Origin of the sequence: Pannonibacter phragmitetus, assembly GCF_050510895.1 — a bacterium.
Lineage (GTDB): Bacteria > Pseudomonadota > Alphaproteobacteria > Rhizobiales > Stappiaceae > Pannonibacter > Pannonibacter phragmitetus_B.
This window is the reverse complement of the sequence record NZ_JBNINT010000001.1, coordinates 3935569-3948298: the sequence shown is the minus strand read 5'-3', so window position 1 is coordinate 3948298 and position 12730 is coordinate 3935569. Positions and strand designations below refer to the sequence as shown.

Below are 12730 nucleotides of genomic sequence, written 5' to 3'. Positions count from 1 at the left end.
GATCAGAGTTTCCAGCCCGAATGCAGGGCGGCGATGCCGCCGGTGTAGTTGCGGTAGGTCACCCGCTCGAAACCAGCGGTACGGATCATGTCTGCAAAGCGCTCCTGATTGGGGAACTTGCGGATGGATTCCACTAGATAGCGGTAGGGTTCCCCGTCACCGGTCACGGCCTGCCCCATCGCCGGAATGGCGTGGAAGGAGAAGGCATCATAGATCTTGTCGAGGCCGGGCATGTCCACTTCGGAAAATTCGAGGCACAGGAACCGGCCGCCGCGCTTCAGCACGCGGTAGGCCTCGGACAGCGCCTTGCCGATTTCCGGAACGTTGCGGATGCCAAAGGCGATTGTGTAGGCGTCAAAGCTGCGGTCCGGGAAGGGCAGCACTTCGGCGTTGCCCTGCGAGAAGCGGATGGAGCCGGACAGGCCCGCCTTGTCTGCCCGGTCCTGTCCCACGGCCAGCATGGAGCCGTTGATATCCAGCACCACGGCTTCCACCGCCCGGCCCGAGCGCTCGACGATGCGCGTTGCAATGTCGCCGGTGCCGCCGGCCACATCCAGCACCTTCCAGCCGCGGCCCGGTGTGTGCGGGGGCAAGGGTGGAGACCATTGCATCCTTCCACACCCGGTGCAGGCCGCCGGACATCAGATCGTTCATGATGTCATAGCGGGTGGCGACCTTGTGGAACACGTCGTTGACGAGGCCCTGCTTCTCGCCTTCTCGCACGGTGCGGAAGCCGAAGCTGGTCGGCATGTCCTCGGGCGCGCGGCTGGAGGCATAGGCGCCTGCGGAGGAAAAGCCAGTTTCGTCGGTCATGCGGGTCACTCCCTGAATGACGGTCGCGGAAGCAGCACTGCTTCCGCAACGCGCGGCCCGGTGCCGATGTTCCGGGCGCCGGTCGTAATTGCGCGGACCTTAGTACAAGCCGCAGGCCAGCGCCATTGTTGCGCCGGGCCCGCGTCTCATATAGGCGGTTTGTGCTGTCCATATAGTCTTTTGCTCAAGATCGGTAGGTCTTCCCATGCCCGAATTGCCCGAGGTCGAGACGGTCAGGCGCGGCCTGCAGCCGGATTTTGAAGGCGCGCGCATCCTCAAACTCGAATGCCGCCGCCCGGATCTGCGCTTTCCATTCCCCGAACGCTTCGTGGAGCGGGTGGAAGGGCGGATTGTCACAGCCCTTTCCCGCCGGGCGAAATATCTGCTGGCGGACCTCGAAAGCGGCGAAGTTCTGGTCATGCATCTGGGTATGTCCGGGTCCTTTCGGGTTGAGCGGCAACAGGTGAGCCACATGCCCGGTGATTTCACCCACGCCCGTTCACGTGATGAAAAGCACGACCATGTGGTCTTCCACCTCTCGGCCCCCGGCAGCACGGCCTCCCAGACGGCAAGCCGCATCATCTATAATGATCCGCGCCGCTTCGGTTTCATGCAGCTGGTGGCCCGCAACGGCCTCAGTTCCCACCCGCTGTTTGCCGCCATCGGCATTGAGCCTTTGGGCAATGCGCTGAATGCGGATCTGCTTGACCGGCTTTTTGCGGGCAAGTCCGCGCCCTTGAAAGCGGCGCTTCTGGATCAGCGCCTGATTGCCGGTCTTGGCAATATCTATGTCTGCGAAGCTCTTTGGCGCTCAGGCCTCAGCCCGGAACGGGCGGCGGGCGACATAACGGGACCGGGCAAGCAGCGCGTGGCCGCGCGCGAGCGGCTGGCAGCGGCAATCCGCAAGGTGCTGGAAGAGGCGATAGCTGCTGGCGGCTCCACCCTGCGCGACCATGCGCAGACCGACGGCACCCTGGGCTATTTCCAGCACAGCTTTGCCGTCTATGGCCGCGAGGGCGAGCCATGCCGCACGGAAGGCTGCAAGGGCACAGTTCTCCGGCTGGTGCAATCGGGCCGGTCTACCTTCCACTGCGCGAAGTGCCAGCGCTGAGGCTCCGCCAAAAAGGCGGGAGGGCAGCGCCTTGCACGTGTGCGGCGTGTCAGATACCCCTTGATGTCATGGCCCGGACGGAGGGGCGCCAGAGAGCGCTGCCGCTGGGTGCTGCCAAAGGGGCACAGCCCGTCAGCGGAGGACTGCAATGGCATATGAGAACATCCTGACCGAAAAGCGCGGCAAGGTGGGCATCATCACGCTCAACCGGCCGAAGGCCCTCAACGCCCTCAACGCGGCCCTGATGGCTGAGGTGGCGGCTGCGCTTGATGCCTACGAGGCGGATGAGCGCGTCGGCTGCGTCATCATCACTGGTTCGCAGAAGGCCTTTGCGGCTGGAGCGGACATCAAGGAGATGCAGCCCTTTGATTTCGCCAAGGCCTATATGACCGATCTCATCACCCCGTGGGACCGGGTGGCGCGCAACCGCAAGCCGGTCATTGCGGCGGTGGCTGGCTACGCGCTGGGCGGCGGCTGCGAGCTTGCCATGATGTGCGATTTCATCCTGGCGGCTGACAATGCAAAGTTCGGCCAGCCGGAGATCACCCTTGGCGTTCTGCCGGGCGCCGGCGGCACCCAGCGCCTCACACGCTTCATCGGCAAGTCCAAGGCCATGGAAATGTGCCTGACCGGCCGTTTGATGGACGCGGTGGAGGCCGAGCGCTGCGGGCTTGTTTCGCGCATTGTGCCGTTGGATGACCTTATGGAAGAGGCCGTCAAGGCAGCAGAGAAGATCGCGGACTTCTCCATGCCTGTGGTGATGATGACCAAGGAAAGCGTCAACCGTGCCTACGAGACGACGCTGGCCGAGGGCATCCGCTTCGAGCGGCGCATGTTCCATGCGGCCTTTGCCACGGAAGACCAGAGCGAGGGCATGGCCGCCTTCATCGACAAGCGCACACCCCAGTTCCGCAACAAATGACGCTTTGACTCGGGTTTTGGCATTGACGGACCGGTTGGGCGGGACTATAAGCCTCGGCCAACCGGTGGCGATCAAATCGCCGCCGCATTCGTTTGACGCAGGGCAGTTTCAGGCCTATGTCTGCCGCCCTGACGTTCTACGGATTTTTGTTTCACACTCGGACCAGGATTGAGCCAATGGCCAACACTCCCTCGGCCACCAAGGCGGCCCGCAAGATTGCCCGCCGGACGGCTGTTAACAAGGCACGGCGGAGCCGCGTGCGCACCTATCTGCGCAAGGTCGAGGAAGCCATTGCTTCCGGCGATTACAACGCCGCCACCGAAGCTCTCAAGGCTGCCCAGCCGGAGCTGATGCGTGCTGCTTCCAAGGGCGTCGTTCACGGCAACACCGCTTCACGCAAGGTGTCCCGTCTGAACGCCCGTGTGAAGGCTCTTCAGGCCTGATACAGCCTGTCAGAAAAGCTTCAAAACCCGGCTCAAAAGGCCGGGTTTTTTGTTGCCTGGGCAAGCATATGAAAAAATTATCAGGATAAAACTATCACTGTGTACCGGGAAATACTCATGCCGGACGTTGGCAGCTTTTTCTCAATTTTTTCAATGGGTTATGCATATGTCGGCACTCCTGTTGCCAGGCCTGCCGGATTCGACCGGAGTCAAGTGCGTGGCGAAGTTTTTTTGGAGAAGCCGCAGCCTCTTGAGGGCGCGCGAACACACCGGAAAAAGACCTTGAGTCAGAACGGATTTGGCTCCGGAGGTGATCACGGAGACGTTAAACTGACGGGCAGGGAGGGCCGCCGGGAGCCATTTTGTGAGTAGGCAACTGTTGCCGCCTTCCGGCTGCCTGTGTATGTTCAATCCATCGGGGTAAGCTCGAAATTTAAATAAAAAACACAGCAGATCGTGGGCCAGAAAAATGACAATGAAGGCAAAGAGACAGAACTGGCAGAGTTCAGAAAAAGTTTCCTTGCGTTGTAATGTTGTTTCGGTTGGTTCAACGATCGGCGAGCGGTTCTAAGCCCAGAATTCTCCTCAGCTTTTGGTGTCGATAGAGCGCAATACGAAGTGTTGCGAAGGGGGTCCTTTGTCGAATTCTATGTCTTATGCAGGGGACGTCGACGTCAACGCGGCTTATGCAGCACTCAGTGCCAGCCCAAATACTGTGCTGGTTGATGTGCGTACCCGGGCCGAGTGGAATTTCGTCGGCGTGCCCGATCTCCGTGCCCTGGGCAAGGAGGTCATTTTCACGGAATGGCAGGGTTTTCCGGCCGGTTCACCTGTTCCGGACTTCGTTGCCACACTTTCGTCCGAACTGGAGCGGAAAGGACTGGACAAAACGGTTCAGATCTATTTTCTGTGCCGCTCCGGCGCCCGGAGCCTGAATGCAGCCATTGCGATGACGCAGGCAGGATACGGGGCGTGCTTCAACATTGCCGATGGTTTCGAGGGCCCGCTTGACGGGACCAGTCACCGGGGCAATGCCGGCGGATGGAAGGCCAGTGGCCTTCCCTGGATCCAGAGCTAGGGTCCTTCTTGATATATTCTGGCAGACCCAACGGGACCACCTCCCTGGTTCCGGCAGGTTCTGTCGTTCTTGAAACATGGGACAGCCCTTGGGCGTCCTGACCGTATGAAACGGGAAAGCGGCTGTGGCGGACTGCTTTCCGAAACGAACGAGAGGCGAGGCGACATGCAAGTTCAGGAAGATATGGGCGCTGAACAATGGAACCGCGTCAAAAAGAGCCTGCGTGCAGAGCTTGGCGATGACGTCTTCTCCAGCTGGTTTGCACGTGTGGATCTGGAAGAAAATGCAGACGGCACTGTACGTCTGTCCGTGCCCACCCGCTTTCTGAAGCAGTGGATCCAGTCTCATTACCGCGACCGGCTGATGGGTCTGTGGAAGCGTGAGTGCGAGAATGTTCATCGCATCGAACTGACCGTGCGCGGCGCCATGCGCCCCCGTCAGGTCGAGATGCCTATGGCCAGCAGCAGCAGCCTGTCCGCACCCGCCCGCCCGGTGGCGCCGGCTGCCTCCGAGGCGCGTCCGATCTCGCTCAGCGAGCCGACCAATGCGGTCGCCGCTGCACAGGCAGCCACTGCCGCCCTTGCCCGCGCCGAAGCCGACATGGGCAGCCGCGACGTGCTGCAGGGTGCGGCTCTTGATCCGAAGTACACGTTTGAGACATTTGTCGAGGGCGAGTCCAATGGTCTGGCCCTGGCCGCTGCCAAGCAGGTGGCTGCAGGCGGCGCCGTCACCTTCAATCCGCTGTATCTTCATGCCTCGGTTGGTCTCGGCAAGACCCATCTGATGCAGGCTGTCGCTGCCAAGGCGCGCGCTTCCGGCCGCAAGGTGCTCTATCTGACCGCCGAGCATTTCATGTACCGCTTTGTGGCGGCGCTGAAGGCCCAGTCGGCTCTTTCCTTCAAGGAAACCCTGCGCAGCATTGATCTTCTGCTCATCGACGACATGCAGTTTCTGCATGGCAAACAGGTGCAGCAGGAATTCTGCCACACGCTGAACGCTCTCATTGACGGTGCCCGTCAGGTGATCGTGGCCGCTGACCGCGCGCCGTCCGAGCTGGACACGCTGGACGACCGGGTACGCTCACGCCTGTCTGGTGGTCTGGTGGTCGGCATCAACGAGCCGGACTTCTCCCTGCGCCGCAACATCCTGTCGGCCCGCGTCGCCAATCTGAAGAAGTCCTACCCGGCCTTCGCCGTTCCTGACACGGTTCTGGACTATGTGGCCCGCCATGTTGTGTCCTCCGGACGCGATCTGGAAGGCGCGCTGAACCGCCTCGTTGCCCATAACCAGCTCACCAATCAGCCGGTGACTCAGGAAATGGCCGAGATGACCCTGCGAGACCTCATCCGCTCAAGCGAACCGCGCCGGGTGAAGATCGAGGACATCCAGCGGATCGTCTCCAAGCATTACAACGTGACGAAGGCAGACCTTCTGTCGGCCCGCCGCACTCGCACCATCGTGCGCCCGCGCCAGATCGCCATGTATCTGGCCAAGGTGATGACGCCGCGCTCGCTGCCAGAAATCGGCCGCCGCTTCGGCAACCGCGACCACACCACGGTGCTGCATGCCGTGCGCAAGATCGAGGAGATGGCCCGTGCCGACGTGACCCTGGCACAGGAGCTGGAGTTGCTGAAGCGCATGCTGGACGCGTAAGCCCAAAGGCTTGCGTGGCGGCGTGGGATAGCGGGGGAAACTGCCTCCCACCTTGCGAAGATTGATGTTTTGAGGGCGTCCAACCGGGCGCCCTCTTGCATTTTGTGGCCATAAAGGGCAGGTTCGATGCCCCGCTCCTGCCCTGCCGGAGCTTACGGTTTCCTGCGTCAGGCCGTCCGGTCTGACCGTCACGAGTACACGGAAGACGCGCATGAAAGCGACCCTCGAACGGACCGACCTGCTCAAGTCCCTGACCCACGTGCACCGGGTTGTCGAGCGCCGCAACACGATCCCGATCCTGTCGAACGTGCTGCTGCGCGCCGACCAGGGCTCGCTCAAGCTCAAGGCGACGGACCTTGATCTTGAGGTCGTGGAGACGGTGCCTGCGATGATCGAGCGGCCCGGCGCGACGACCGTGCCCGCGCACATGATCTATGACATCGTGCGCAAGCTGCCCGAAGGCTCGCAGGTTGTGCTGGAAACCTCCAGCGACAACGCCACGCTGGAACTGAGGGCCGGGCGCTCGCGCTTTGCGCTGCAGATGCTGCCCGAGACGGATTTCCCGGATCTGACGGCTGGCACCTTCACCCACCAGTTCACGCTCGCTGGCGGCGCGATCCGCAAGCTGATCGATACCACCCAGTTTGCCATCTCCACCGAGGAGACGCGCTACTATCTGAACGGCATCTACCTGCACACGGTAGCCACTGATCAGGGCCAGATGGTGCGTGCGGTTGCCACCGATGGCCACCGCCTCGCCCAGGCCGAAGTGCCCGCACCTCAGGGTGCTGCCGGCATGCCGGGCATCATCGTGCCGCGCAAGACGGTCGGTGAAGTCCAGAAGCTGCTGGAAGACCGCGATGCCGAAGTGACGGTAGAGATCTCCGACACCAAGATCCGCATCACAAATGGTCCGGTGGTCCTGACGTCGAAGCTGATCGACGGCACGTTCCCCGACTATGGCCGCGTCATTCCGCAGCACAATGACAAGGAAATGCGCGTCGACCGGGACGAGTTCAAGGAAGCGGTGGACCGCGTGTCGACCATTTCTTCCGAGCGCGGCCGGGCCGTGAAGCTGTCCATGTCGGAAGGCCGTCTGGTTCTGGCGGTGAACAACCCGGATTCGGGCAGCGCTACGGAAGAGCTGGCCGTCGAATATGACGCCGAACCGATGGAAATCGGCTTCAACTCCCGCTACCTGCTGGACATCGCCGCTCAGCTGACGGGTGATACCGCCCTGTTCCGCCTTGCAGATTCCGGCTCCCCGACCCTCGTTCAGGACAACGCCACCGGCGACAGCCTTTTCGTGCTGATGCCGATGCGTGTGTGACGGGCCGTCAAGCGGGATACTTGGTTCAAACAGTACTGTCAGGCACCAGCTCCTCTCCCCTTGAGGGGGAGATGCCCCCGGCAGGGGGCAGAGGCGGGTAACGGCCTTTCAGGTTCACTAGAGGCTCAGCCTTGTTGAAGCGCTGCCACCCCCTCTGTCTGCTGGCGCAGACATCTCCCCCTCAAGGGGGAGAGGGTGCTGCAGCGGTATTTCAGGCGTGCCAGCCAAGCCTTCTGGATACTGCCCCCCGTATGCCTTTGCGTCCTGCCACACCTCCTTGCCGTGACGGGGGACCATGACCGGCATCAGCCAGGTGGCGATCGAGCGCCTCACGCTGACGGATTTCCGAAACCATGCGCATTTCGCCCTGTCACCGGAGCGGAAACTCGTGGCGCTGGCCGGAAACAACGGCATCGGCAAGACCAATATTCTGGAAGCTATCTCCCTCCTGAGCGCAGGCCGGGGCCTGCGCCGCGCCAGCCTGCCGGATATCGCCCGGCGCGGCGGGGACGGTGGTTTTGCCGTCAATGCGCTGATTACCGGCCCTTTGGGCGAAACGCGGCTTGGCACAGGCTATGGCCCGGGCGACAGCGGCCGCCGGGTACGGATTGATGGTGCGGAAGCCCGGTCTTCCGAGGCACTGCTGGAGTATCTGCGGGTGCTGTGGCTGGTTCCAGCCATGGACGGTCTGTTCACGGGCCCCGCCGGAGACCGGCGCCGTTTTCTTGACCGGCTGACGCTGTCGATTGATCCGGCGCATGGCCGGCGGGTGAATGATTTCGACAAGGCGCTTCGTCATCGCAACAAGCTGCTGGAAGACGGCGGTTCACCGGCCTGGCTGGAAGCGATCGAGGCCCAGGTGGCTGAACTCGGCATCGCGCTGGCGCTTGCCCGGCGCGAGACCGTCAGTCTGCTGCAGGGGCGGATCGAAGCGCTGGATCAGCTGGGGCTGCCCTTCCCCCGCGCCCTGCTGGTGCTGGATGGTGAGTTCGAGAGCGACGTCACAGGCCTTGCCGCGAGCGATCAGGAAGACCTGCTGCGCCGCCGTCTGCGCGAGGGCCGGGCAAGGGACCGGGCGGCGGGGCGAACCCTCACCGGTCCGCACCGCAGTGACCTGATCGTGACCCATGCGGCCAAGGTGATGCCTGCGGCGCTCGCCTCTACGGGGAGCAGAAGGCACTGCTGATCGGGCTTGTTCTGGCCCATGCCGACCTCACGGCGGCTGTCTCGGGCATGACGCCCATCCTGCTGCTGGACGAGGTGGCAGCGCATCTGGACCCAGGGCGGCGCGAGGCGCTCTTTGCCCGCCTGACCGAACTTCAGGCTCAGGTTTTCATGACCGGCACGGACAAGGCCCTGTTTGATGCCCTGCCGGACAGCGGCGAGATCCATCTTCTGGGCAGCTAGGCTGCGGAAGGCCTGCTACCGCAACGCGAGACCCGCCCTCAAAAGGCCGGTTTTCTATGGTTTTTCCACTGGTGAAACCCCTCATGCCCGGCCATTTGGCCGGGTTGGTTGAACCCTCCGGCCAGTGCCGTATAAGGGTACATTAATCCCCTGGACCGAATGGTGACTGATTCGGATGAGCGATACTTCGATTCCCGAGAACACCCCGTCTGCGGAAAGCTCTGCAGCACAGGAATATGGCGCTGACAGCATCAAGGTGCTGAAGGGCCTCGACGCTGTGCGCAAGCGCCCGGGCATGTACATCGGCGACACCGACGACGGCTCTGGCCTGCACCACATGGTCTATGAGGTTGTCGACAACGCCATCGATGAGGCTTTGGCCGGCCATGCCGACCATGTAACCGTGACCCTCAACGCCGAGGGCTCCGTCACCGTGACGGACAATGGCCGTGGCATCCCCACCGACCTGCACCCGCAGGAAGGCGTGTCTGCCGCTGAGGTCATCATGACCCAGCTGCACGCAGGCGGAAAGTTCGACCAGAATTCCTACAAGGTGTCTGGCGGCCTGCACGGCGTGGGCGTTTCCGTGGTGAATGCCCTCTCCACTTGGCTGGACCTGCGGATCTGGCGCGGTGGCAATGAGCATTACATGCGCTTCCGCCACGGTGATGCAGAGGCTCCGCTGAAGGTGACGGGTCCCGCAAATGGCCGCAAGGGTACGGAAGTGACCTTCCTGCCTTCGCCGGAGACCTTCACCAGGATCGAATTCGATTTTGACACGCTGGAGCACCGCCTGCGCGAGCTGGCGTTCCTGAACTCCGGCGTGCGCATTATCCTGACGGACAAGCGCGGCGTCGAGCCGCGCGTGGTCGAGCTGTTTTATGAGGGCGGTCTGGAAGCCTTCGTGCGCTATCTCGACCGGGCCAAGCACCCGCTGCTGGACGCGCCGATTTCCATGTCGGCGGAGCGGGACGGCATCACGGTTGAAGTCGCCATGTGGTGGAACGACAGCTACCACGAGCAGGTGCTGTGCTTCACCAACAACATTCCCCAGCGTGATGGCGGCACCCATCTGGCCGGTTTCCGTGGGGCACTGACCCGTCAGGTTACCGGCTATGCGGAAAGCTCCGGCCTTCTGAAGAAGGAAAAGGTGTCGCTGACCGGCGATGACTGCCGCGAAGGCCTGACCTGCGTTCTGTCCGTCAAGGTGCCAGACCCGAAGTTCTCGTCCCAGACGAAGGACAAGCTGGTGTCTTCCGAAGTGCGTCCGGTGGTGGAGAACATCATCAACCAGGCGCTGGCCGAATGGCTGGAAGAAAACCCGGCCAAGGCGAAGTCACTGGTGTCCAAGGTGGTGGAAGCGGCTTCCGCCCGCGAAGCGGCGCGCAAGGCGCGTGAGCTGACCCGCCGCAAGGGCGCGCTCGACATCGCCTCCCTCCCCGGCAAGCTCGCCGACTGTCAGGAGCGTGACGCCTCCAAGGCCGAACTGTTCCTCGTCGAGGGTGACTCGGCCGGCGGCTCGGCCAAGCAGGGCCGCCACCGCGAGAACCAGGCCGTGCTTCCGCTGCGCGGCAAGATCCTCAACGTGGAGCGTGCCCGCTTCGACAAGATGCTCTCCTCCAATGAAATCGGCACGCTGATCACCGCGCTCGGCACCGGCATCGGCAAGGAAGAGTTCAACGTCGAGAAGCTGCGCTACCACAAGATCATCATCATGACGGACGCCGACGTGGACGGCGCCCACATCCGCACCCTGCTGCTGACCTTCTTCTTCCGGCAGATGCCGGAGCTGATCGAGCGCGGCTACATCTACATTGCCCAGCCGCCGCTCTACAAGGTGAAGCGCGGCCAGTCGGAGCAGTATCTCAAGGACCAGACGGCGCTTGAGAACTATCTGATCGGCACCGGCCTTGAAGACACCTCCCTGGCGCTCGCGAATGGCGAGGTGCGCATGGGCGCGGATCTGCGGCAGGTGGTGGAGCAGGCCCGTGCCATCAGCGGCATTCTGGATGGGCTTCACTCGCGCTACGACCGCTCGGTCGTGGAGCAGGCTGCCATCGCCGGCGCGCTTAATCCGGACACGCTCAACGACCGGGAGAAGGGCGAGCAGGCGGCAGCCTATATCGCCCGCCGCCTCGACATCCTCGCCGATGAATTCGAACGGGGCTGGACGGCCGAGGTGCGCGATGATGGTGCGCTTGTCTTCCGCCGCACCGTGCGCGGTGTGGATGAGGTGGCCACCATTGATCCGGCGCTTCTGGCTTCGGCTGATGCCCGCCGCCTCGATGCTCATTCGGCGCATCTCAACGAGATCTACGGCAAGGCCGCCGTCCTGCGCCGCAAGGATGCCGAAACGGCGATCCGCGGGCCGCAGGCGCTGCTGTCCACCATCTTTGCCTTCGGCCGCAAGGGCCTCAGCCTGCAGCGCTACAAGGGCCTTGGCGAGATGAACCCGGAACAGCTGTGGGAGACGACGCTCGATCCGAACGTCCGTTCGCTGCTGCAGGTGAAGGTCAAGGAGGCCGATGCGGCTGACGACATCTTCACCAAGCTGATGGGCGATGAGGTGGAACCGCGCCGCGAGTTCATTCAGGACAACGCCCTCAGCGTTGCCAATCTGGACGTCTGATACCGGTCCGGCGGGTTGACCCCCGCCGGGTTCTGCTGCTTTTGGAGCATGTGCCGGGCCTGCGCTGATGCCTGTCCGGCTGTCTAAGCCCTTCTTCCTTACGCTCCCTTACGGGCCAGCGCCTGGGCGATTTCCTGATCAATGATGATGGTGCGGGCAAGGCCTGCCTTCATCACGGCTTTCAGAGGCTCGGTCTTGCGTGCTCCGGAGGCGATGATGACATTGGTGCCGCGCTGAAGTGCTTCAAAGGAGATGCCGACGCGGCGCTCGTTGAGGGCGCAGTCCACCAGACTGCCGTCTGCGGCCAGCAAAAAGCCGCCGATCTCGCTCACGGCCCCGGCCCGGATGGCATCATCCACCTCCGAAGCACCAATACCTGCCAGCCGGAAGAATGTCCCGCCCGGCTGCACGCCGCCGCAGCTGAGCAGATTGAGCACTGCCGTCTCGCCCTTGTCGAGCATCGCCCGCAGCACCGGGTCCTGCTCCAGTGCCCGGCGGGTGTCAGCGCTGCCCACGTGGCTGGGTAGAGGCAGGGTGCGGGCCGGGCACCCGATGGTGGCAGCCAGCTGCAGGGCCACCGAATAGGAGCTCACCCCGTCATCAATGGATGAGGCACCGATCATCGCCACCACGAGGCAGTCGCTCTTGGAAAGCTGGCGCATGGCATCGGCCATCCGGGCAATGGTCCGTCCGCCGGCGACACCCAGGATCATGTCCGGCGTGCTCAACAGAATGCGGGAGAGATAGTTGCTGGCGGCAATGCCGACCGATTCGCGCCCCAGCCGTTCGGCCAGTTCCGGCTCGGAAGACTGGGCTTCCAGTGGCGGCGTCAGCACGCATTCCTCTACGCTGTAGCGCTGACTGATCCAGTCGCTGAGCGCGAGGGTTTCTGCCATTTCATGCTCGACAGAGATCTTTACAAGACCCGTGTCGCGGGCCTGCGCCAGAAGCCGCGTCACCTTGGTGCGTGATAGATTGAGCCGCCTGGCCACCTGCTCCTGCCCCAGTCCATGGACGTAGTAGAGCCATGCCGCGAGCACGCCCAGATCGTCGTCGCCGGACTTGGGTCTTGCCATGTTTCCTCCCTCAAACCTTGCCGCAGCAGATCCTGTTGCACCTAGATGATGCAGACTGGGCGCTACGGCAACCTGAACAAATGTTCAATAGCAGCACACTTGACACATATCCACTCACGGGTTTAGACAAAAGTGCATGTGATGCACATTTGCCCGATCTTTTGCCGGAGAGGGACTTTGAGCATCAGGTCAGCGGAGAGTGCGGCAGGCGCCCTGGAGGGAGAGCGCAAGCCGCTTGGAGACCTCTCCGCGTCCGCATTTTTCCGGC

General features: G+C 62.8%; 8 protein-coding genes and 2 pseudogenes. 8 read left to right on the top strand and 2 right to left on the bottom strand.

Annotation, left to right across the window (positions count from 1 at the left end; all coding sequences use genetic code 11):
• Positions 1 to 2: 2 nt before the first annotated feature.
• Positions 3 to 750: pseudogene (gene ubiE, locus ACQB61_RS18975) on the bottom strand (bifunctional demethylmenaquinone methyltransferase/2-methoxy-6-polyprenyl-1,4-benzoquinol methylase UbiE).
• A 268-nt stretch (positions 751 to 1018) separates the two neighbouring features.
• Here ubiE and mutM point away from each other — a divergent pair.
• From mutM to gyrB, 8 genes and pseudogenes are all read left to right on the top strand, one after another.
• Complete coding sequence (gene mutM / locus ACQB61_RS18970) at positions 1019 to 1924, top strand: bifunctional DNA-formamidopyrimidine glycosylase/DNA-(apurinic or apyrimidinic site) lyase (RefSeq protein ID WP_430513891.1); 906 nt, start codon at positions 1019 to 1021, stop codon at positions 1922 to 1924.
• A 148-nt stretch (positions 1925 to 2072) separates the two neighbouring features.
• On the top strand, positions 2073 to 2846 hold the full coding sequence (locus tag ACQB61_RS18965; RefSeq protein ID WP_430513890.1) for an enoyl-CoA hydratase: 774 nt from the start codon (positions 2073 to 2075) through the stop codon (positions 2844 to 2846).
• 176 nt (positions 2847 to 3022) lie between these two features.
• Positions 3023 to 3289, top strand: a complete 267-nt coding sequence (gene rpsT, locus ACQB61_RS18960; protein WP_019964246.1) for a 30S ribosomal protein S20 — start codon at positions 3023 to 3025, stop codon at positions 3287 to 3289.
• A 649-nt stretch (positions 3290 to 3938) separates the two neighbouring features.
• Entirely contained in the window at positions 3939 to 4367 is a 429-nt protein-coding gene (locus tag ACQB61_RS18955; protein ID WP_430513889.1) for a rhodanese-like domain-containing protein, read from the top strand.
• Positions 4368 to 4532: 165 nt separating this feature from the next.
• Positions 4533 to 6020 carry a chromosomal replication initiator protein DnaA gene (dnaA, locus tag ACQB61_RS18950; RefSeq protein WP_430513888.1) on the top strand — a complete coding sequence of 496 codons (1488 nt, stop codon included), beginning with the start codon at positions 4533 to 4535 and terminating at the stop codon, positions 6018 to 6020.
• A 211-nt stretch (positions 6021 to 6231) separates the two neighbouring features.
• Positions 6232 to 7350, top strand: coding sequence for a DNA polymerase III subunit beta (dnaN, locus tag ACQB61_RS18945; RefSeq protein ID WP_430513887.1), 1119 nt, complete (start codon positions 6232 to 6234; stop codon positions 7348 to 7350).
• Between the two features lie 295 nt (positions 7351 to 7645).
• A pseudogene (recF, locus tag ACQB61_RS18940) lies at positions 7646 to 8757 on the top strand (DNA replication/repair protein RecF).
• A 175-nt stretch (positions 8758 to 8932) separates the two neighbouring features.
• Entirely contained in the window at positions 8933 to 11386 is a 2454-nt protein-coding gene (gyrB, locus tag ACQB61_RS18935) for a DNA topoisomerase (ATP-hydrolyzing) subunit B (RefSeq protein WP_430513886.1), read from the top strand.
• Positions 11387 to 11484: 98 nt separating this feature from the next.
• Here the strand turns inward: gyrB and ACQB61_RS18930 are convergent, their stop codons facing one another.
• Complete coding sequence (locus ACQB61_RS18930; protein ID WP_430513885.1) at positions 11485 to 12462, bottom strand: sugar-binding transcriptional regulator; 978 nt, start codon at positions 12460 to 12462, stop codon at positions 11485 to 11487.
• Positions 12463 to 12730 lie beyond the last annotated feature (268 nt).